We start from the raw sequence: 21,189 nt of genomic DNA on the forward strand, positions 1-21,189 counted from the left end.
TATGACGTGAAGGGAAAAGAAAGGATAAGATTTATATGGCAAAAAAAATTGCGGTCTTAACAAGCGGTGGCGATGCTCCCGGCATGAATGCTGCGATCCGCGCAATCGTACGTAAGATCATTTTTGATGGTAACGAAGCTTATGGGGTACGTTATGGATTCCGTGGCTTAGCAGATGGAGATATTTTCCAAATGACTGCTGCTGATGTTTCCACCCTATCTTCGCGTGGCGGAACGATTCTGTTTACAGCCCGCTACCCTGAATTTGCAGAGGAAGAAGGCCAACTCAAAGCCTTAGAACAATTAAAACGTCATGAAATTGACGGCTTGGTTGTCATTGGCGGAGACGGGTCCTACCAAGGGGCTTTGGCCTTGTCACGACGTGGCTTCCCAACGGTTGGTATTCCTGGAACAATCGATAATGATATTCCTGGTACTGACTTTACCATCGGTTTTGATACGGCATGTAACACTGCCCTAGAAGCTTTGGATAAGTTAAGAGATACCGCCAAAAGTCACATGCGGACTTTTGTGGTTGAAGTAATGGGGCGGCATGCCGGAGATATCGCCTTATGGTCTGGCATTGGATGTGGTGCTGACCAAGTGATTATTCCAGAAATTAATTTTGATATCCAAGAGGTCGTTGACCAAATTAATCAAGGACGTGAAAAGGGTAAGAAGCATACCCTCATTGTTTTAGCTGAAGGGGTTATGCCAGGCTATAAATTTGCTGATTTACTGGATGAATATGGAAATTACCATATTCGGACTACCGTATTAGGACACGTTCAACGTGGAGGATCACCAAGTGCTAAAGACCGTATGTTAGCAACTTCTTTAGGACATGCAGCGGTTGAAGCTTTAGCTAAGGGTCAATCTGGAGTATGTATGGGGATTGTAGATAATAAAATTGTCTATACCGATATTGAAAATGCTCTAGAGAAAAAAGACGACCGTCAAAAACGTAATACGCTCAATAAATATCTCTATGATCTTAACCAAGAAACCTCAGTTTGGTCTTAAAAATAAAAGGAGAAAATGAAATGCCATTTGATATGAAATTATTAAAGAAAACCAAAGTTGTATGTACGATTGGACCTGCTTCAGAAGATCCAGAAACCCTAGTCGAACTGGCTAAAGCAGGTATGGACGTTGCCCGGATGAACTTTTCTCACGGTGACCACGATGAACACTTAGCCCGCATCAAAGCGATTCGCCAAGTGGAACGTGAAGCTGGAAAACGGATTGCGGTTATGCTAGATACCAAGGGCCCTGAAATTCGTACCCATAACATGAAGGACCATGCTCCGGTTTTCTTAGAAAAGGGTAAAACCGTTAAAATTTCTATGACTGAAGTTGAAGGAACCCAAGACATGATTTCAGTCACTTATCCTCAATTAATTAATGATGTTCATGTTGATTCTCATATTCTCATTGATGATGGTTTAGTTGATTTACGTGTTACTGACATTGACTTTGATAAGGGAATTGTTACCACTGTTGTGGAAAATAGTGGTTTAATCAAAGACAAGAAAGGGGTTAATATTCCTGGCGTTTCCGTATCCCTACCTGGTATCACTGAAAAAGATGAAGCCGACATTCGTTTTGGTCTAGAAAATGGAATTGACATTATCGCTGCTTCCTTTGTTCGTAAGCCAGAAGATGTTTTAGAGATTCGCGAAATTTTAGAAGAAACCGGGAACGAAACCGTTCAAATTATCCCTAAAATTGAAACCCAAGAAGGGGTAGATAATATTGACGGTATTTTGCAAGTTTCTGATGGTTTAATGGTTGCCCGTGGTGACCTAGGGGTAGAAATTCCAACTGAAATGGTGCCAGTTGTTCAAAAAGAATTAATCCGTAAGTGTAATGCGGCTGGTAAACCAGTTATTACTGCTACCCAAATGTTAGATTCTATGCAACGTAACCCACGTCCAACCCGGGCTGAAGCTTCTGACGTTGCTAATGCCATTCTAGATGGTACTGATGCGATTATGTTATCCGGTGAAACAGCTGCTGGTGACTACCCACTTGAAGCCGTTAAGACCATGACCCGTATCGCTATGACTACTGAACGTGAAAGCGAATTACGTGGTCAAGCCCAACAAGCCCTTAAAGAATATCAAAACAGTGATGTTTCTGAAGCCATTGCCCAATCTGTTGCCCATACAGCTCGCAATTTGAATATTCAAACCATCGTTGCTGCAACAAATTCAGGTCATACTGCTCGTTTAATTTCTAAGTACCGTCCTAATGCCATGATCTTAGCACTTACCTTCTCTGAAAGTCGTGCGCATAAGTTATTACTTAGCCGTGGTGTGGTTCCAATGGTCATTGAAAAACCAGCATCTACCGATGAAATGACCTTACTTGCCACCCAAATTGCTAAAGAAGAAGACTACGCTAAAGATGGCGACCTTATCCTTATTACAGCTGGTGTACCGGTTGGGGAAACAGGAACCACCAACTTGATGAAGATTCAAATGATCGGTGAACGTTTGATTGAAGCTCAAGGGCTAGGAAATCAATCAGTCATTGGACACGTGGTTAAAGCTCAAAGCCCAGAAGAAGCCATTGAAAAAGCTAACCATGATAACATCTTAGTGGTTTCTACAACTGATGAACGCTATAATGAAGCCATTAAGAAGGCAGGGGCTGTTATTGTAGAAAATGCCACCCTAACTAGCCATGCTGCTGTAATGAGTGTCAATACCGGAACACCGGTTATCGTTAATGCTAAAGATGCGACGAACATTCTTGAAGAAGGCCAATTGATTACCTTGGATGCACGTCGCGGTATGGTTTATGATGGTGCCACAACGACTATCTAAGCCTGAACGAGACGAAGTCAGTGCCTATAAGGTACTGGCTTTTTTATTTTTCCTCATAGGCCTTCTGGCAATTCATTTGGGGTGGGCCGCGTCTATGCTATACTTAAAGAAATCGATATGAAGGAGACCAGTAAATGAAAGAACTAGCTAGTGTAGTCTCTGCTAGAGTGAGTGACTATAATGCAAAGAATTATTATGTCCAGTTCGAGGGGAAGACCTTTGAATTAAACCCCAGTGATAAGATAAAATCGCTGAATATTGGGCAAGAAATCCCAGTGTTTATCTATACTAATCAAAAAAATCAAGCCAAAGCGACTCTAGATTTTCCCAAGAGTCGACAAAATACCTATGGCTGGGCTGAGGTCACCCAAGTTCGCCATGATCTAGGTGTCTTTTTAGATATTGGCCTTCCAGATAAGGATATGGTCTTGTCTATGGATGAGTTACCCAGTGAAACAGGGCTTTGGCCTAAAAAGGGCGATAAGCTTTATGTGAAATTATCCGTAGATCGTAAGGACCGGCAATGGGCTAATCTTGCCGATTCTGTGGTTGTCCAGTCTTTAACCAGTAAAGTTAAGGGAAATGAAAAGCGTTGGATTAATCAAGTCAAAAAAGCCCGGGTCTACCAGTGTAAATTGAATGGGAGCCACTTAATCACAGAGGATTACTACTTGGCTTTTATTCACCCCAGTGAATGGGAAGGAGAGCCTCGCCTAGGAGAAGAGGTGGAAGCTCGGGTTATTGGTATCGGACAAAATGGGAATCTGAACTTATCCCTAAAGCCACGTGCTTTCGAAGTAATCAATGATGATGCCGAAATGATTTATCAAGTCTTAAAACGTACTCCTGAGGGCTTTTTGCCTTATAACGATAAGAGTGACCCCAATGCGATTCGAGCAGCCTTTAATATTTCCAAGGCTCAATTTAAACGTGCCTTGGGCCACCTGATGAAAACTCAGCGAATTGAACAAAATGAAGATGGGATAACTTTAAAGGATAAGTGATTTTTTGACTATCAATGATTTGATTGAGGATTTTTTAATTGCTTTACGGGTAGAACAAGGCCTTTCGGAAAATACCATTAAAACTTACCACAATGTCTTGAAACAATTTCAAATGATTTTGTCTGAAGCGGGGATAGAGGATATTCAAGCCGTTAAACGCCAGGATATTATCCAACAGCTGGAAAAGTTAAACCAAAAGGGTCGGGCAGTCTCAACTATGAGTCAATATTTATCGACCTTACGTCACTTCTTTAAATATTTGATTTTAGACTCTGTGATTGAAGAGAACCCAGTGGAAAATATCTCCTTGCCTAAGAAGAAGCAGCAGCTCCCTCAAGTGCTAAGTGTTGAAGAAGTTGATCGTTTGTTAGAAATGCCGGACGTCAATTCGACTCTTGGCTTGCGAGATCGTAGTTTATTAGAGTTACTTTACGCGAGTGGGCTGCGGGTAAGCGAATTGGTCCATTTAAAAATTAGTGATTTTCACGAAGATCTCGGCTTTCTCCAAACGGTTGGTAAGGGCAACAAGGAGCGCATCATTCCTCTAGGAGAAGTTGCCAAAGATTGGCTACAGACTTATCTCAAAAAGAGCCGCCTCAAACTCTTGGGAGAAAATGATCAATCTCAAGGGATGATTTATTTGAACCATCACGGACGTCCCCTTAGTCGGCAAGGGGTTTGGAAGAAGCTCAAGCAATATATCCAAGCTGCTGGGATAAGAAAAGAAGTCAGCCCCCATACCTTGCGGCACTCATTTGCAACCCACTTATTGGAAAATGGGGCAGACTTAAGAGTGGTTCAAGAACTTCTGGGGCATGCTGACATTTCTACCACGCAAATTTATACCCACATCCATTCGCAACATATGCGCGAAATTTATAAAAAAACTTTTCCGAGAGCATAGAAAAAGAGGTTGGAAGTTATGTTCCAACCTCTTTCTGTAGTGATGACTCTTTTAAGATGTCTTCGCTAAGTATCCGAAACAGACCTTATCAGCATTTATTTATCTTCTTAGATTGATATTATTTTTCAATAGACAGGCCGTCATTCAATTCGATTTGAATGTGAGCTGCTTGAGGAGCGGTATTCTTAATGGTTACAGTTTGACTTTCACCTTGTTTGAGCCGGTCAGTCTTCCAAGTATCAGAAGCTAACTCTTTTTGGTCAGCATCGACAAATTTAAAGGTTATCCCCAAATTCACCAAGTCAGCTTTGGCATGGTTAGTTAATGTCCCCGTCATGACAATGCTTTGGTCAGTACTTGCCGCTTGGTCAACAGTGAACTGTAAATTATTTAAATCCTCTTCAAGTTGAGAATAGGCTGCTTTACGGAAGTCAAGATTTTCTTTAGCATCTTCAAGGGCTTTGGAATTTTTATCTGCGTCAATTTCTTCCAAAGCTTCTGCTTGAATGATAAAGCGTGAATCTTGGGATAAGTCTTTCAGGATATCAATTCGTTTCCGGTAATGATCATTAAAAGCAGTCTGACTATCGATGGTAGCTGGCTCTTGGTTCAAAGCATCCACACAAGCTTTTAATTCATTTAAGTAGTTCTTCACCTTATTTTCTAAATCTTTATCTTTAAAGCTTTGGTCTTGATACTTTTTCATTTCCTCCCACTCAGTATTGAAGGAATTGATGAGGGCTTGACTACCTGCATTGTCACTATTTTTATCGACTTGGCTAGCTGCTTCCTGTTTCTTTTGCCAGTTGGTAAAGAGATCACTAAAAAATAGGTCATCGGTTTTGTTTTGCGAAGAGCAAGCACTTAGAAAGAATAAGGTCGCACAGAGGCAGGCCAAGGCAATGATTTTCTTGAATGGCTTCATTAAATTGGTCCTTTCTACATTTAAGTTGATATTATTATATCATTACTTTAATAGGCATAGAAAAGAATTGAAAGGAAAAGCCATTCGAAGATCATGCTAAACTTTGATACAATAGAACTATAGGAGGGCTGGTAATGAATAAGATCGAAACTTTAAAAAATATGATTTATGAAAGTGATCGGATCGTCTTCTTTGGAGGAGCAGGAGTATCCACAGCAAGTGGCATTCCTGATTTTCGTTCTGCGGATGGTTTATTTATGCAAGATTCGGGATATCAGGTCAGTGCAGAAGAAATTATTTCACATTCTTTCTTTGAGAAATATCCCCAAATATTTTTTGACTATTACTTTGATCATTTAGTTTATCCAGATGCTAAACCCAATGCCTGTCACCGCTATTTAGCTGATTTAGAAGCTAAGGGGAAAGAAGTTGCCATTGTCACTCAAAATATCGATGGTCTTCACCAAGAGGCGGGAAGTCAAAAAGTCTATGAATTGCATGGCAATGTCTGGGATAATTACTGTCTAAAATGTAAACGACACTATCGGACAGAAGACTTAGAAAAAGATGTGCAAGGGATCCCACGATGCAGCTTTGACCAGGCCATCGTACGTCCTAATGTCGTTCTTTACGAAGAAGCACTCGATCAAAAAGAGATATTAGGGGCGGTTAGAGCCATTGAGCAAGCGGACTTGATGATCGTTGCTGGGACTTCTTTAAGAGTCTATCCTGCCGCTGGTTTAATTGATTATTTTAATGGCTCTTATTTAGCAGTCATTAATAAAACAAAGATTCAAGTGGATAGAAAAGATACGTTGGTCTTTGAGGATTCCTTAACCAAAGTATTTAAGGCATTAGATATTTAAGATGTTTTTTCAAAAAGTTTTCTATTTTTATGGTATTGGATATTTGCTTAGAAAAGTGAGTATTTTCTTTTTGGGGCGTTTGTGATAGTCTATGAACCATAGAATCTTTAAGAGAGGTTAGGTGAGTTATGCTAATTCCATACATTTCAAATTATGAGAAAGTAGTTATGGGTTTGTTATCTTATCTAGATGCCTATAAGTCTATGGATGACTTGATGGCAGAAATGAAGCGTATAAAAACAGGTAGACGTCAACTCTATTTATGGCGTGATGAAGAAACCGATAATATTGTCGGTATTATTGGTTTTGACCAAGATGAGGAAAAAGAATTAGTATTAGCACGTTATAGCTCAGTTAATCCTTCTTTTGACCAACAGGAGATTACCTATGCCATGCTGACTGCTTTAACCCAGGAATTTCCTATGTATACCATTAGCGGCTCACTAGCTATGTCTGATATCTTAAAAGGATGGGCCTTACATGAGCAACGTACCATGCCACATATTATTCATCACGATGGGGAAGGTTTATGAATAAAACTAAGCAAGAAAACACTGAAACTTCTAATGATGAATTACACATCGATCTAGCGGCTTTTGAGGGGCCGCTAGATTTGCTTTTGCACTTAATTAAGCAGATGGAAGTTGATATTTTTGACATTCCCATTGTTGATATCACCAACCAATATTTAGAAACAATTCACCGCCACCAAAAAAGGGACTTGGAACTAGCCAGTGACTACTTGATTATGGCGGCCAGTTTAATTGAAATTAAGACTAAATTACTCTTACCCAAAAAAGCTATGGAAAAAGAAGAGGAAGACGATCCACGAGCCGATTTGGTCCAACAATTACTAACCTATAAGCAATATAAGGCTGTCTCAGCGATCTTAGAAGAAAAACAAGCTGACCGGTCTTTGAGTTACTCTAAAGAGGCCAGTGACCTCTCGGATTTACAAGCCGTTGTGCCTTTACCTGAAAACGAAGTAAGCAGTGAAGACCTCTTATTGGCCTTTAAAAAAATGTTTTTACGCTTGAAGCAGGAACAACCACTTGAAAGAACTGTAAAAGGGGAAACTTTTACTATTAATGAGGCAATTACGAGTATCGAAGAAGCCTTGGACCAAGAGTCAGACCACTTGTCCTTTTTTTCTTTGCTGAGTTCGAATCAGCCTAACAGAGAGAAAGTGGTGACTTATTTTCTGGCTCTGTTACAATTAGTTAAACAAGGAAAATTACTTATCCAGCAAGATCAGATTGCTGCAGATATAAGCATACAAAAGAAGGATGATGGGGATTGACCATTGAGGGTGCTTGCGAAAGTTTATTATTCGTTGCTGGTGAGGAAGGCCTTAGCCTAGAGGAACTAGCTAATCTTTTAGATCTTTCTAAAGAAAAGGTCCAGTATAGTTTATGGAACTTAGACAAAAAATTAAAAACTGATAGTCAGCGGGGGCTAGAATTAGTATGTCTAGGGGGGCGCTATCAATTACTGACTCAAAAGATCTATGCTGACTTAATCCAAAAATATGCAGTCAGTCCTTTTGCTTTGAAGCTGTCCCAACAAGCCTTGGAAACCTTGGCAGTGATTGCCTACCAAGGCCCAATTACCCGATTAGAAATTGATGAAATCAGGGGAGTTCAATCGCAAGCCATGATTAAACGCCTCTTATTGCATGACTTGATTGAAGAAGCAGGGCGAAAAGAGGGACCTGGACGTCCGATTCTTTACCAAGTAACTAATTATTTTTATCAATATTTTGGATTGAATTCAATAGCTGACCTCCCTGATATATCATCGCTTTTACCTGAAGATGAGGAAGATAAGGGCTTATTTGATGAAGAAGGAGATAAATAATGGAAAGATTACAAAAGGTCATTGCCCATGCTGGTGTGGCTTCGAGACGTGATGCCGAAAAATTAATCCTTGCTGGCCGGGTGCAGGTCAACGGCCAGGTGGTTACTGAACTCGGCACTAAGGTCACCAAGAAGGACCTCGTTGAAGTTGACCAGGTGCCTATATATAAAGAAGAACCCGTTTACTACTTATTTAATAAGCCGGATGGGGTCATTTCTTCTGTTGCTGATGATAAGGGCAGAAAAGTAGTGGTTGATTATTTTAAAGAGATCCCCCAACGTATTTATCCTATCGGGCGTTTAGATTATCATACGACTGGAGTCTTACTTTTAACCAATGATGGGGAATTTGCTAATTTATTAATGCATCCTCGTTACGAAATTGATAAGGTCTACGTGGCTAAGGTAAAGGGCTATCCTAGTCCCGATGCTCTTAAGCGCTTAGAAGAAGGTCTAGTGATAGACGGGCAGAAAACCGCTAAGGCTAGGGCACGCATTCGGAAAAATAAGGCTGCTAAGGAAAATGCAACCGTTGAGCTGACAATTCATGAAGGACGTAATCGTCAAGTCCGTAAGATGCTTGAAGCAGTTGGCCATCCCGTAAAACGTTTGAACCGCGAACGCTATGGCTTTTTAACGACTGAAGGTCTAGGAGTGGGTGAATACCGGCCATTATTAAAAGCTGAAGTTGAGCGTTTAAAACAATATGCCTTACAAAAATAAAACGCTTGCATTTCTCCTATAATGGGGTTATAATTTATTTGTAAAATTAAATAAATGAAATCTTCGGGGCAGGGTTAGATTCCCGATCGGCGGTGATAGTCCGCGAATCAGTGAGCTGATAGAACTAGTGAAATTCTAGTACCGACTGTAAAGTCAGAATGGGAGAAGATAGTAAATACTTACTAATTAATTCTTTTCATTGAAGACTTTCGGTGAAAGGAATTTTTTATTTTCAAGAAATAACAATTAACCCTGACTGAGAAGAAGAAAGGGGAAATTGTTATGAAAACAAGTACACGTCAGTTAATTGTTACCGCAGTTATGGGGGCTATTGCCTTTATCCTTATGATGTTTTCTTTTCCGATATTGCCTGCTATACCTTTCTTAAAGGTCGATTTTTCTGATGTACCGATCCTATTCACCACCTTTTTGTTTGGACCATGGAGTGGAGCAGGGGCTGCTTTTGTACGGAACTTTTTACACTATATGCAAACAGGTGGCAATGCAGGTTACCCAATCGGAGATATGGCTTCTTTCATAGCTACTCTTTCTTATTGCTTGCCAATTTACTATATTTTACGTAATTATGACCTTCGTTTGAGCAAACAAGTTGAAAGAGCTAAGTACTATGTCAAAGTCTGCTTTGCTTTTGCAATCGGTAGCGTATTAATGACCTTTGTCCTTTCCTTGGCTAACTACTATGTTATTACTCCCTTCTATATGGCTGTGATGAATTTCGAAATTCCTAACATGCAGGAATATATTCTTTATGGCATAGTTCCTTTTAATTTACTCAAGGGTCTGATTATTTCGATAGCTAACTTTATTGTTTTATCGGCTGCCTTACCTGTGGCTAAGCGGCGTTTAGTTTAGTTCAGGGCAGTTATTATTCGCTAGGTAAATCCCTTGCCATTGAAATAAAAAAGACACCAGCTTAATGAGAAGCTAATACTGCTTGGCTCTTTAAGCTGGTGTTTTTATATGTTTCGTGCTGTGAAGATGGCATTCTTCTTCCTGGACTTTAAGAAAATTTGAGTTGGTTAATCATTTGGTAAATCCAACCTAAATCTTCAGTCGTTAGATCATCCTTTATTGTATGAATGGTTATGCCCTTAAGATTAAAGTAAGCGTCAAATAGAAACACGGCTATAAAATGTAAGCCCTCCAAACTATACTTCTAATAGTTAGGAGGGTTTTTATATGATTATTAATATGGATGACCTTCATCATATTTACATTGCCTACGGCAAAACTGATTTAAGGAAAGGAATTGATTCGCTAACAACTATTGTTCAGGAAGAATTTAAAATGGATCCGTTCAGTCAGTCATTATTTTTATTTTGTGGAACCCGCAATGATCGTTTTAAAGCACTCTATTGGGATGGCAGTGGCTTTTGGCTATTCTACAAACGATTTGAAGATGGTAAAATGCAATGGCCTAAGACTCATAGAGAATTGAAACAGATTTCAAAGCAACAGTGGCAATGGTTACTCGATGGTTTTTCTATCGAAAGTTCTGTAAGAAAAACACAAAAGAAAAAGTTTTATTGAAATTTTCATTTTCCAAAACAATTGGTAAAATAGGAAAAACAGTAAGGAGGATGACTATGGCTTCAAATAGAGAACAGCAATTACTTGAAGAAATTAAAGTATTGAAGAAAATGATCAATCATCAAAAACGTGTCATCGACAGTCAGCAGTCATCCATCGACAATAAACAGAATGAATTAAATCATCAGAATAAACTACTAAAAAATAAAGAAGTAACGATTGCTCATCAAGATGAATTGATTCACTATTTGAAGAAAAAGCTCTATGGTCGTTCGAAAGAAAACTTAGTGGATAATAATCAGCTAAGTCTTTTCGAAGTCGATGCTAGTGATTTGATCAGTGAAAAAGAGGATGAAACTTTTGAAACGATTAGTTATCGTCGCAAAAAACGACCAAAAGGTCGTAAACAAGTAATTCTTGACAATTTTCCTGATTATGATCTTCATTACACCTTAGAAGGTGAAGATCGCAATTGCTCTGGATGTCAACAAGAAATGGCAGAAATTGGCCAAAAGAAGATTCGCCAACAGTTACGCTACGTTCCTGCGGAAATTCGTTGTGAGAATGTTATTCAGCATAGCTATAAATGTACGAATTGTTCAGAAAAAGCGGGGAAAGAAATGGTGATCAGTGCGGATGTTCCAAAACCTGTCTTTAATGGGAGCTATGCGACCGCAGGTCTTGTCTCTCACTCACTTCAACAAAAATATGAGCTGAAAATTCCTGCTTACCGCCAGGAAGGTGAATGGGAAAAGATGGGCTTACCGCTCTCTCGTCAAACGCTCATTAATTGGCATGAAAAAGCAGCAGAATATTACTTTGAGCCTCTTTATCGACTGCTTTCTGGAAAGCTAATCAAACAGCCAGTCATCCATATGGATGAAACGAGTTATAAGGTCATTGAGCATGAGAAAGAAAAGACCTATTACTGGTTAACGTGCTCTTCTCGAGAAACTCAGCAACAAATCTATCTCTACCACCATTCTCCTGGGCGAGGCTTTAATGACCTTCCCAAGGGAATGGCTGAATATGAGGGTGTGATTCATTGCGATATGTGGCATGTCTATCCAAAAATAAATAGAGTGACTATTGCTGGCTGTTGGGCGCATTTAAGACGAAAGTTTTATGATGCCTTACCACCTAAAAAATATCAAGGTCAATTCCTCAGCTCATGGGCAGTAAAACAATGTGACCAATTTTTCACTTTAGAAAAGAAATGGCAAGATTTATCGATAACCGAACGTTTAGATAAACGCCAGAAAATTTTAAAAGTGAAAATTGACCACTTTTTCGAACGCCTTCGTGAGGAATCATCTACTGCTGGAGGAAAATTAGTAACAGCCATCGCCTATGCCTTAAAATATGAAGCTTATTTTAAAGCATTTTTGGAAAATGGTGCGGTTGAAATGAGCAATAACCGGGCAGAGCGTGGCATAAAAGCACTCGTAATAGGTAGAAAAAATTGGTTATTTTCTACCTCTTTTAAAGGTGCTCAGTATTCTGGAATTATTCTATCGATCATTGAAACTGCTAAGGCCAACGGCCTTGATCCTGAAAAATATCTCACTTTCTTATTAAGTGCCATGCCGAATGAAAAGCATCTAAGTGAAAAAGTGCTTGAAGATTATCTTCCCTGGCATCCCGCTATCCAAGCGATCTGTCGAAAAAAATTAAAAAGAGAATTACTTAAATAACAAAAAATCTTGATAAGTTTAGCATACAGAGTACTTAAGAACTCTTCGCTAGCTTATCAAGATTTTTTGAATTCTATTCTCCTATTTGACGCTTACAGATTAAATAAGGGGTAGGTGGTTAATAAAATATCAATCCTTGAATGGTCTAAGTCTTCCATAAAGTAAGTATCTGTGATGGGGGTGACCTCAATTAATGAGCCAAAAAACAGGTGGAGTTTTCCACAGATTTCTCCAGTAGAGTAAGAACGACCGGTATAAACCGCGATATTTAGGCGTTTATAGTCCTTATAAAAATGATTGATAGTTAAGGGATAAAATGAATAGACATAAGAAAACATAATAGCCGTACGTTTGGCCATTAGCCCTTTACTGAAATAGGATTGAAAACTTTCTAGGATTGGCTGTAGACGGGCGTTAAAGCCGGGAAGGATGAGTTCCCATTTTTCCTTTAAATTACTGATTTCTAAAGCAGTCAACTGTATCTTAGAATAATTTTCATTTTCCTTTAAATCGAGCTTATCCTGGCAGCAATTATAGAGTAATAAAAGCAACAAATCCTTCTTATCTTGGTCTAAAGGACTTAATTGCTGGCTGGTCGTTAGTTGATCCAATTCTTTAAAGAAGTTAGCGACGGCTTGAGAATGATCATTTGAAGAACGAATTTCTTCCTGTAAGGCTTGGATAGATAAGTAGGTGGTGTGTGGTGCTAGACCGACTAAGAGTTGACGGACGGCTTCAGAATTGATGGATACCTTTAGGCGATACTCGATATCAAAGATAATAAATTGGGCTTTTGTGGCGGTTAAGGATTCTTGTAAGCTCGATAGGTCCCTTGGTAAGTAACTGTCTTGGACCAGGTCTTTATGCTTATAACGAATTAAATTGATGGCAAGAATAATGGGGAACATGGGGTGACTACTATAAAGTCCTAGGCTAGGCATGGAGTGCCTTAAGTAGAGGGAGATTTTGTTAATGTCCTGATGACTCACCTCATTAAAAGGCCATTGGGTTAACTGGTAACCAAATTCAAAAAAATCGTAATAAAATTTCCTTACCTCACGTTCGGGCCCCTCAATAGTAAAGGGGTTCATGGTGAGACTGATACTTGGATAATAACTGGTAAAAAATTGGTTAATGGAATCAATGATGCGATAAAGAGTAGACCGACTAACGAATAACTTTTCACACATATAAGAAATATAGTAAATTTTTTGACTGAAAATGGTCCGTATTAAAATGAAATAAATACTATTGTTAAAAAAGTAAGGATAAAACGCATTAACCTGAGGCGGAGTAGAAGCAACTAATTTGATGTATTTATATTTCATTTCAAACTGTAGTTTGTCAGGAAAAATTAGAATGAGTTGCTTTAAGTCAGAAATTATTGTCTGTGATGAACAATTAAAACGGTTCTTTAATTCTTTGATGGCCACCATTTCTTGGTCACTGCTAATGAGGTATTTGATAATATTTAAGCGCCGCTGGTCTAATTTACTCAGTAGCTTGGCCATTGTTTGGTCTGTTGATGTATCCATTTAAATATTACTCCCTTCTGTAAGAAAAATTAAAGACGACTTGGAAAATTATCCAGTCGTCCTTTTTGTTTTTAATCTCAATCATGTTGATAGTAAATGTCTTTTTAAATAGTGGGTTGGCTTTTTAGAAAAACAGTTATGATACACATGCAGTCTTGATGCGTAAAAACAAATAGTCTTATTACATTAAAACATAAGAATTTGATTTTTAATATACAATCCTTGGGATAGCTATCCCAAAAATTAAATAAAGGCTAAATTATTGAGATCAAACTTAGTAAGAATTACAAAGTCGTATTGATCAGTAATGGTGAGTTAAATAGATAAAATTAATAGACTTTATTTCGATTGGCCTTTCATCTGCCTCTTCTTTTCCCTTTTCCGTAGGTCTTCGCTATAATGAATGTGAAAATAGACAATGAGGGGGAAAAAGATGTTAGAACTCTTAGCTGAAGTCAAGAAAGGCACAGCAGACTTGAATCAAAATACACTTTATCAGATTCTTATTGGTAAACGCACACCCTCTAGCTTGTTCTACGCCTATAATCACCAGCTCTTATTCTTATTTAACTTATGTCCTCAATTATCCAAGTTAAGCTGGAAAAAGTTAGACCAGGTTGATCATGAGCCAGAGACTGATATGCAAACTTTACTGGCTGGTCTAAAATACCGGCAGGGGCTATTTCCAAAAACTAACCACCAGGCTATACAGACTAGTCTACTCTTATTCTTTCAAGCTCTAGCTAATGCTAGCCATGGTGAAAAAAGCTACCAACCCCTTACTCAAAGTGCTCAAATTCAATACCAGGTCAAGTGCTTCTTTGCTTGGACGCAAAAAAAGTATCGTAAAAAGGAGTTAGCGACTATACTAGGGCAGGAATTAGAAGCCATTTTAGCTGCTTGGCCACTGGAGCAAGCCGATATGTTATTGGCACGGATCGGTTATGTTGACCTGCCAGCACTGACTTATGAAGAATTAGCAAGTCGTTATCATTTTACTTTAGACCAATGCCATTTGTACTATAGTAGTTTAATTGACCGCCTCATGATCACAGTGCTATCAGCGGATACTTACCCCCTCTTAAAAAGCTTTTTTGAAAGCTTTATTGCCCCCTATCCTCCTTGGTCAGATTCTGCTAATGTGAGCTATCGCTATATTAAACAGGGCTATTCATTAGAAAAAATTGCTAAAAACCGCCATTTAAAAGTTTCTACCATAGCTGATCATTATGTGGACATTATGCTTTCTCGACCAGAAGTTTTAGCCCAGGAAGCCAGTGACTTGTTCGGCGCAGATTTAAAGAAGATTGATTGGTCGCTTGCTTATAATCACTTTGAAAGTTTTCAGAAAGCTTTTCCTAAAGCGCCTTATTGGCTTTACCGTTATTATCAAATGATGCAAGTGAAAGAGGCCAGAAAGGAGCAAGTAAGATGTTAGAAGATCTCTTAGCGACTCACTTTGGTTACCAGTCTTTTCGCCCTGGGCAAAAGGAAATTTTACTCCACTTACAGAAACGAGAAAACACGATTGGTATTTTACCCACTGCTGGCGGCAAGTCATTGATTTATCAGATCTACCAGTATTTAAATCCCGGTCCCATTTTGCTTATCTCCCCTTTGTTGGCATTGATGGAAGACCAAGTTAGTCAGCTGCAGGCACTAGGTTTTAAAGCAAGTGTGGCAATAACTAGTCAATTAAGTAAACAAGAAAAAAACTGGTTACTTCATCATCTCCATGACTTTCAATTTATTATTATGTCACCAGAAATGCTCTCCCAACCCGCAGTCTTACGGCGCTTAAGACAAATTGCTATCCAACTGATGGTCATTGATGAAGCGCACTGTATTTCTCAATGGGGCTATGATTTTCGGCCGGAGTACAGTGCCCTCAAACAATTTCGCCAAGCCCTAAATCATCCTTTGACCTTAGCCCTGAGCGGTAGCGCTAGTCAAAATACAGTAACAGAGATTGCCCAGCATTTGTTTGATGAGCGTGAAAGCTATCAGCAAGTCCAATGCCCCTTAGACCGGCCTAATTTGTTCTATGGTCAATTGAAGTTTAATGAAAAGGACAAGTTTCACCATCTTAATTCCTTGCTTGAGACCTTACCGAAGCCGGGAATCATTTATGTCCACAATAAAATGGAGTTGGAAGAACTTTACCAAAATTTAAAAGCGAGCGGCCAGCTAAAGCTCGCCAGCTACCATGCTGACAAGACTAGTGAGGAGCGCTTGCAAGTCCAAGAGCAATTTCAAAAGGGACATCTTGACGCGATTTTAGCCACATCTGCTTTTGGCATGGGGATTAACCAGGCCAATGTACGTTTTGTTATTCACTATCATGCTCCGCAATCATTAGCTGACTATCTGCAAGAGAGTGGCCGATGTGGTCGTGACGGCCAAGAAGCTTTGGTATTACTTTATTCTAATCCCCAAGAAATTAGCCGTTTAAATTATTTTAAAGAGCAAATTGACGCTCAAGCTTTGCCTTTTTATCAAGGATTAAAACAGGCTTACAAGCGGGCTGATTTTTTGCAAAGTCAGACTTTCTTAGCACTTGAGGAGCAAATCCAAAATTTAATCACTTATTTTTACTATAATTATTCACCGCAGGATAAGGACCAGATTCAGAAGGACTTTCAAAACTATCAAAGAATAAAGAAAAATGAAATCGAACAAATGATCCAATACCTCATCTTAAAGAGCTGTTATCGTCGTTACTTGCTAAGTCATTTTTCCAAGGAAAGGATAAGTACTAATCGCTTTTGTTGCTCGCATTGTCAGGCTGACTTTGAAGATACGGCAACTTTTAAGGAATATCTGACCTTGGCCCCTAAGCGCTTGGTGAATCCCAAAGAAAAAGTGTTGAAGGATTGGCGGGCGCGACTTAATGTCTTATTTCCTAGTTAGGAATGGTTTAACTAAGGAAAATACTGACATTTTGCCTAATAAATGCTACAATTTTCTAGTAATAAAGGAGGAATAATCATGGCATTCAAGGACAATTGGAATCAGTTTAAAAATAAATGGAAAAAAGAAGAGCCAGCAGTTGAGGAAGAAAAGGCTAACTTAGAAGAGGAAGTTGAAGCAGGACCAGAGACGAGTTCGGCCGATGAGTACGAAAATTTGAAGAACCGTCAATATTCACGGTCTTCCAGAAATAAAAAGGAAAAGGGTGTATCCCCAACGGTCAAGGTTTTGATTGCTCTAGGACTCTTGTTTATTTTGATCCCTTATGCAGCCTATATTATTTACGGCAACCAACAAAAACAACCAGAAAGCATGAATGTGGACCAAGTGATGGTGTCTAAGTCTGAAAATGATTCCCAAAAACAAGCCGAAGAAGAAAGCAAGAAGGCGGAGGAATCAAAACAAGCAGAAGAAAGTAAAAAACAAGAAGAAAGCCAACAAGCGGCTCAAGCTTCTCAACAAGCTGCCCAGGAAGCCCGTCAAGCAGCTGAACAATCCCAAGCCGTTCAACAATCCCAACAACAAGCAGCTGCCCAAGAGCAATCCCGTCAACAAGCGAGTCGAAACCAAAATCAACAAAATACCAATCAAAATCAAAATGTAGGAAGTTATCAAGTTTCTGCTGGAGATAACCTTTATCGGATAGCAGTTAACCATGGAATGACTCTGAATCAATTACTGGAATTAAACGGCTTACATGCCAATTCACCGATCGCACCGGGTACGGTTCTTCGGGTCTACCAATAGGCGCGAAGGTTGAGTAATTGAGGAGTAGAAAATGAAAAAAATTAACATTGCTATTGACGGCCCCGCTTCTTCGGGAAAGAGTACCATCGCTAAACGATTGGCTGAACGTTTAAACTATGTTTACTTGGATACGGGTGCCATGTACCGCTGTGTAACTCTCCTGGCCTTAAAAGGACAGATTGAAGCTGAAAATTCACCAGCACTTAATGACCTATTAGAAAGCATCGATATTCAATTTGAGACGGACTCTGAAGGCCAAAAGATCTTCCTTAATGGACGGGATGTGACTAAGGCAATCCGCCAAGACCATGTTACCCAAGCGGTTTCTGCCTACTCTGCAATCGACCGAGTTCGCCAGGCTATGGTTGAACGGCAACAAAGTTGGGCTAGAAACCATGCTGGCTTAGTGATGGATGGTCGTGATATTGGAACCGTGGTATTGCCTGATGCTGATCTTAAGGTTTTTCTCACCGCTTCAGCAGCAGTTAGAGCGAAGAGACGATTCTTAGAAAATCAGGCTAAAGGACTATCTGAACAAACAATTGAAGAATTAACTGAGGCAATTGAAGCTCGTGATTACTACGATGCCCATCGTGAAAATAGCCCCTTAAAAGCAGCTGGGGATGCTATTGTTATTGATAGTTCTGATTTGAATTTAGACCAGGTTGAAGAAAAGATATTGAGTCTAATTGAGGAAAAAGAATAAATAAATAAGATAAATCTAAAAAAAGCTTTAAGAAATTTGTCTTATTTAAATTAACATGTTATAATCGAAGGGTATTCATTGACCAAAGTGTCGATGGTTAGTACTTTTATTTACAGGAGAGGATATAAGTTTATGACAAATGAGTTTGAACAACAAGCAAATAACGAAGTAGAGGCAAATGAAGAAATGCCTTCTATGGAGGATATGCTTGCAGAAACAAAAGAAGTGAAAATTGGTGATACGGTAACAGGAGAAGTATTAACCATTGATGAAAACAATCAATTAATTGTTGGTATTGAAGGCGCTGGTGTTGAAGGGGTCGTACCTTTCCGTGAATTGTCATCTTCCCATGTTGACGATGTCACTGAAATCGCTAATGTTGGTGATACTCTCGAATTAGTGGTTGTAAAACACATTAAAGATAAAGAAAACGGAACTTTCTTACTTTCTCGTCGTCGTTTAGAACAAAAGAAAGTTTGGAAAGAATTAGAAGAAAAAGCTGAAAATGAAGAAACCATTACTGTTCCAGTAACAAAAGTTGTTAAGGGCGGTTTAGTGGTTGATGCTGGCGTTCGTGGTTTCATCCCAGCTTCTATGGTTGAAGATCACTTTGTACGTGACTTCACACCATATAAAGGCAAAGAATTAGAAGTGAAAATTGTGGAAATTAATCCTCAAGAAAACCGTTTAATTCTTTCCCATAAAGAAATTGCTCGTGAACAAGCTGAAGCTGAACGTGCCGAAAAATTAGCACAATTTGAAGAAGGCGAAGTTGTTGAAGGAACTGTCGCTCGCTTAGCTAACTTTGGTGCTTTTGTTGACCTCGGTGGTATCGATGGTTTAGTTCACATTTCACAAATTGCTCACCACCATGTTAACCATCCTTCTGATGAATTAGAAGTTGGCCAAACTGTTAAGGTGAAGATCTTGTCAATCGATGAAGACCGTGATCGTATCTCCTTATCTACTAAGGCAGCTACTCCAAGTCCTTGGGAAGATATTGAAGAAAAAGCTCCTAAAGGCGCTGAACTTGATGGTGTGGTACGCCGAATCGTAGACTTTGGTGCTTTCGTCGAAGTCTTCCCTGGCGTTGAAGGTTTAGTTCACATTTCACAAATTTCTCATGAACATGTCAACCATCCTTCGGATAAACTTGAAGAAGGCCAAGATATTAAAGTCAAAGTTCTTGATGTAAATCCAGAAGAACACCGTCTATCTTTATCAATCAAAGCGCTTGAAGAAGCTCCAGAACGTTCTGAGTCTGACAAAGACGAACAAAGAGCTCCACGTCGCGAACGTAAGAGCCAAGCAAATAACCGTCGTAACAAACCGGCTCAAGCAAAACGTTCACAAGCATCTCAAAGTAGCAATGACGAAGACACAGGCTTCTCATTCGCTGATCTTTTAGGTGACCAACTAAAAGACTTAAATCTTGACGATTCTTCAGAAGATTAGTAAAGATTAATAAGGGCTGGGAGCTATCCCGGCCCTATTTTTGTTTAATCCGATTGGAATATTTATTCGCCTAGAAGGAGGGGACTATGGATGAAAACCTTAAATATCGCCATTGTCGGACGACCTAATGTGGGAAAATCGACAATTTTTAACCGGATCGCCGGGCAAAGAATCAGCATCGTTGAAGATGTTCCTGGAGTAACCCGTGACCGTGTCTATGCCCAAGGAGAGTGGCTGGGGCGGAAGCTACGTTTAATTGACACTGGGGGGATTGAATTTAACGACGAACCCTTTGTCGAACAAATCCGCCTGCAAGCAGAAATTGCAGTGGAAGAGGCTGATTTAATTATTATGATGACTAGTGTAGTTGATGGGGTTACAGAAACGGATGAAATGATCGCCCGTCTACTGCAAAAGTCTGATAAACCTGTCCTCTTAGCGGTAAATAAGGTGGATAACCCCGAATTACAAGCAGAAATTTACGATTTTTACCGACTAGGCCTTAATGATCCCTATCCAATTTCAGGTGCACACGGCCTAGGAATCGGAGATCTCTTGGCAGAAATCTACCGTCTCTTTCCTTTAGAAGATGAGGATAGCGAAGATGAGGAAACGATTTCTTTTGCCTTAATTGGACGGCCAAATGTGGGAAAATCTTCCTTAGTAAATGCGATTTTGGGTGAGAACCGTGTGATTGTTTCTGATATTGCTGGCACCACCCGAGATGCAGTGGATACTTACTTTTCATATAAGGAGCGCAGTTTTAAAATTATTGACACTGCAGGGATTCGCCGAAAAGGGAGAGTCTCTGAATCAACTGAGAAATATAGTGTCATGCGGTCGATGTCTGCGATTGAACAGGCATCTGTTGTCTTGCTGGTCCTGAATGCCGAAGAAGGGATCCGTGATCAAGATAAAACCGTAGCTGGCTACGCTCATGAGGCAGGGAAGGGAATTATTATCCTAGTTAACAAATGGGACGCTCTAAAAAAGGACAGCCACACCATGAAGGAATTTGAAGATAATATCCGCGCTCAATTCCAATTCCTATCCTATGCCCCTATCCTTTTTGTCTCTGCGAAAAGTAAGCAGCGTTTAGATAAGATTCCAGATCTTATTATCCAAGTTCATGAAAACTTTAACCGTCGGATTCAATCCTCCCTACTTAATCAAGTTTTGGCGGATGCTATCCGCATTAATCCAGCGCCTTCAGATAAAGGGAAAAAGTTACGGGTTTACTATATGACTCAGGTGAGTGTAGGGCCACCGACCTTTGTCGTGATGGTCAACGACACTGATCTTATGCATTTTTCTTATGAGCGCTTCCTGGCTAACCAAATTCGGCAAGCCTTTGATTTTAGCGGAACGCCCCTGCATATCATTAGCAGAAATCGGCGGTAAAACATTGAAATATAAGGTATAA

At 39.6% G+C, this 21,189-nt stretch carries 20 protein-coding genes and 1 riboswitch; of the genes, 18 read left to right on the forward strand and 2 right to left on the reverse strand.

The window, feature by feature from the left end; all coding sequences use genetic code 11:
- Window positions 1-35: 35 nt before the first annotated feature.
- The 4 genes from pfkA (at window position 36) to xerD (ending at window position 4,738) form a co-directional block, all read left to right on the forward strand.
- Complete coding sequence (gene pfkA / locus DBT50_RS03275; protein ID WP_060778053.1) at window positions 36-1,022, forward strand: 6-phosphofructokinase; 987 nt, start codon at window positions 36-38, stop codon at window positions 1,020-1,022.
- A 20-nt stretch (window positions 1,023-1,042) separates the two neighbouring features.
- On the forward strand, window positions 1,043-2,830 hold the full coding sequence (gene pyk, locus DBT50_RS03280) for a pyruvate kinase (RefSeq protein WP_013668589.1): 1,788 nt from the start codon (window positions 1,043-1,045) through the stop codon (window positions 2,828-2,830).
- Window positions 2,831-2,964: 134 nt separating this feature from the next.
- Window positions 2,965-3,834 (forward strand): CvfB family protein, encoded by an 870-nt coding sequence (locus tag DBT50_RS03285; RefSeq protein ID WP_111851667.1) that lies wholly within the window; start codon window positions 2,965-2,967, stop codon window positions 3,832-3,834.
- Between the two features lie 4 nt (window positions 3,835-3,838).
- A complete protein-coding gene (gene xerD, locus DBT50_RS03290; protein ID WP_181566033.1) occupies window positions 3,839-4,738 on the forward strand; it encodes a site-specific tyrosine recombinase XerD in 900 nt (299 codons plus the stop codon).
- A 118-nt stretch (window positions 4,739-4,856) separates the two neighbouring features.
- On the opposite strand, the gene DBT50_RS03295 is transcribed toward xerD, so the two are convergent.
- On the reverse strand, window positions 4,857-5,663 hold the full coding sequence (locus DBT50_RS03295) for an FxLYD domain-containing protein (protein WP_111851666.1): 807 nt from the start codon (window positions 5,661-5,663) through the stop codon (window positions 4,857-4,859).
- Between the two features lie 134 nt (window positions 5,664-5,797).
- Here DBT50_RS03295 and DBT50_RS03300 point away from each other — a divergent pair, with 134 nt between their 5' ends.
- The 8 genes from DBT50_RS03300 (at window position 5,798) to tnpC (ending at window position 12,353) form a co-directional block, all read left to right on the forward strand.
- The gene (locus DBT50_RS03300; RefSeq protein WP_111851665.1) at window positions 5,798-6,529 is read left to right on the forward strand and encodes an NAD-dependent protein deacylase; all 732 of its coding nucleotides are present in this window, start codon (window positions 5,798-5,800) and stop codon (window positions 6,527-6,529) included.
- 128 nt (window positions 6,530-6,657) lie between these two features.
- Window positions 6,658-7,062 carry a reductase gene (locus DBT50_RS03305; protein WP_111851664.1) on the forward strand — a complete coding sequence of 135 codons (405 nt, stop codon included), beginning with the start codon at window positions 6,658-6,660 and terminating at the stop codon, window positions 7,060-7,062.
- Window positions 7,059-7,829: a segregation and condensation protein A gene (locus DBT50_RS03310; RefSeq protein ID WP_111851663.1), complete on the forward strand. Its 771-nt coding sequence runs from the start codon at window positions 7,059-7,061 to the stop codon at window positions 7,827-7,829. The genes DBT50_RS03305 and DBT50_RS03310 overlap by 4 nt, the downstream gene beginning before the upstream one ends.
- Complete coding sequence (scpB, locus tag DBT50_RS03315) at window positions 7,826-8,386, forward strand: SMC-Scp complex subunit ScpB (protein WP_060778059.1); 561 nt, start codon at window positions 7,826-7,828, stop codon at window positions 8,384-8,386. The genes DBT50_RS03310 and scpB overlap by 4 nt, the downstream gene beginning before the upstream one ends.
- Window positions 8,386-9,108 (forward strand): pseudouridine synthase, encoded by a 723-nt coding sequence (locus DBT50_RS03320; RefSeq protein ID WP_060778060.1) that lies wholly within the window; start codon window positions 8,386-8,388, stop codon window positions 9,106-9,108. The genes scpB and DBT50_RS03320 overlap by 1 nt, the downstream gene beginning before the upstream one ends.
- Window positions 9,109-9,163: 55 nt before the next feature.
- A riboswitch (FMN riboswitch) is annotated at window positions 9,164-9,282 on the forward strand.
- A 108-nt stretch (window positions 9,283-9,390) separates the two neighbouring features.
- A complete protein-coding gene (locus tag DBT50_RS03325) occupies window positions 9,391-9,981 on the forward strand; it encodes an ECF transporter S component (RefSeq protein WP_111851662.1) in 591 nt (196 codons plus the stop codon).
- A 327-nt stretch (window positions 9,982-10,308) separates the two neighbouring features.
- Window positions 10,309-10,659, forward strand: a complete 351-nt coding sequence (tnpB, locus tag DBT50_RS03330) for an IS66 family insertion sequence element accessory protein TnpB (RefSeq protein ID WP_111852809.1) — start codon at window positions 10,309-10,311, stop codon at window positions 10,657-10,659.
- Window positions 10,660-10,715: 56 nt separating this feature from the next.
- Window positions 10,716-12,353 carry an IS66 family transposase gene (gene tnpC, locus DBT50_RS03335; RefSeq protein ID WP_181566155.1) on the forward strand — a complete coding sequence of 546 codons (1,638 nt, stop codon included), beginning with the start codon at window positions 10,716-10,718 and terminating at the stop codon, window positions 12,351-12,353.
- A gap of 92 nt (window positions 12,354-12,445) precedes the next feature.
- Here tnpC and DBT50_RS03340 read toward each other — a convergent pair whose 3' ends face one another.
- Complete coding sequence (locus DBT50_RS03340) at window positions 12,446-13,888, reverse strand: helix-turn-helix domain-containing protein (RefSeq protein ID WP_111853479.1); 1,443 nt, start codon at window positions 13,886-13,888, stop codon at window positions 12,446-12,448.
- 433 nt (window positions 13,889-14,321) lie between these two features.
- Between DBT50_RS03340 and DBT50_RS03345 the strand changes: the two genes are divergently transcribed.
- From DBT50_RS03345 to der, 6 genes are all read left to right on the forward strand, one after another.
- Window positions 14,322-15,326 (forward strand): helix-turn-helix domain-containing protein, encoded by a 1,005-nt coding sequence (locus DBT50_RS03345; protein WP_181566149.1) that lies wholly within the window; start codon window positions 14,322-14,324, stop codon window positions 15,324-15,326.
- Window positions 15,320-16,798: a RecQ family ATP-dependent DNA helicase gene (locus DBT50_RS03350; RefSeq protein ID WP_111852760.1), complete on the forward strand. Its 1,479-nt coding sequence runs from the start codon at window positions 15,320-15,322 to the stop codon at window positions 16,796-16,798. Before DBT50_RS03345 ends, DBT50_RS03350 begins: the two co-directional genes overlap by 7 nt.
- 78 nt (window positions 16,799-16,876) lie before the next feature.
- Entirely contained in the window at window positions 16,877-17,605 is a 729-nt protein-coding gene (locus DBT50_RS03355) for a LysM peptidoglycan-binding domain-containing protein (RefSeq protein WP_181566148.1), read from the forward strand.
- A gap of 31 nt (window positions 17,606-17,636) precedes the next feature.
- A complete protein-coding gene (gene cmk, locus DBT50_RS03360; RefSeq protein WP_111852758.1) occupies window positions 17,637-18,311 on the forward strand; it encodes a (d)CMP kinase in 675 nt (224 codons plus the stop codon).
- Window positions 18,312-18,443: 132 nt separating this feature from the next.
- On the forward strand, window positions 18,444-19,766 hold the full coding sequence (rpsA, locus tag DBT50_RS03365; protein WP_013668927.1) for a 30S ribosomal protein S1: 1,323 nt from the start codon (window positions 18,444-18,446) through the stop codon (window positions 19,764-19,766).
- 90 nt (window positions 19,767-19,856) lie between these two features.
- A complete protein-coding gene (gene der, locus DBT50_RS03370) occupies window positions 19,857-21,167 on the forward strand; it encodes a ribosome biogenesis GTPase Der (protein WP_111852757.1) in 1,311 nt (436 codons plus the stop codon).
- Window positions 21,168-21,189 lie beyond the last annotated feature (22 nt).

It is taken from the genome of Aerococcus tenax (assembly GCF_003286645.3).
GTDB lineage: Bacteria > Bacillota > Bacilli > Lactobacillales > Aerococcaceae > Aerococcus > Aerococcus tenax.